The 829-nt window shown below is 78.0% G+C and carries 1 pseudogene; it reads left to right on the top strand.

Annotated features, from left to right (window positions below):
- Positions 1–324: 324 nt before the first annotated feature.
- Positions 325–829 (top strand): annotated as a pseudogene (locus SSNG_RS41930) (hypothetical protein); the annotation flags it as partial.

The raw sequence follows: 829 nt of genomic DNA, 5'->3' as shown, positions 1-829 counted from the left end.
CCCACGACGCGCCGCCGCCGGATCCGGCCGCGCCCGCCCGGCAGGCCCCCGGCGAGCTGCGCGAGCGGGTCCGCCGCGAGGTCTCGCAGGCGGAGTCGCGGGGCCTCGGTCCTGAGCACGCCGAGGCGCACGCCCGGACCCGCCTCGCGATCCGCGACGAGGCCGACCGCCCGGACGACGCCAGGGCGGCCCGCCTCGCCTCCCTGGCGGAGTCTCAGGCCAGGGCGAACGCGGGCTTCCGCCCGGCGGTGTACGGCGCGTTCACCGAGTACTTCGACTCCCCGGACTTTCGGCGCGCACACCGCCCTGCTGCCCACCGGCAAGGTGCTGCTGTTCTCCTTCGAGCACACCGGCACCGGTCGCGCGTTCCTGTGGGACCCCGCGAAGGGCACCGGGGCCGGGTCGTTCACCAAGGTCGCCCCGCCCGCGAGCGCCCCGTTCTTCCGCACCGGCCACGCCCTCCTGCCCAGCGGCCGGCTCGGCGTCTTCGGCGGCACCGCCGGCGGCGGGCCCTCGCTGGTCTTCGACCCCTGGACCGAGACCTGGAGCCGCGAACAGGAGACGGCCGCCGCCCGCCGGACGGCCTTCACCGGGAGCGGGACGGGGCCGCTGTGGGGGACCAGGCCCCCGGCGGTGGAACGCTTCCCCGTGCTCGGGCACCCCGTCGCGGCCGCCGGCCCCTCGTACGCGCCCGCCGCCGGCCGCCCCGGCGACAGCACCGTCCTGATGCCCGACGGGACCCTGCTCACCGCGAGCGGCGCCTACGACATCCACGACTACGCCAGCGGGCCTGCTCAGCCCCGCCCCCGACCTGCGGTACCGCCAGCTG

This window comes from Streptomyces sp. C, assembly GCF_000158895.1.
GTDB lineage: Bacteria > Actinomycetota > Actinomycetes > Streptomycetales > Streptomycetaceae > Streptomyces > Streptomyces racemochromogenes.
The sequence above is the reverse complement of the archived record's forward strand: the minus strand, read 5'-3'. Positions and strand labels throughout refer to the sequence as shown.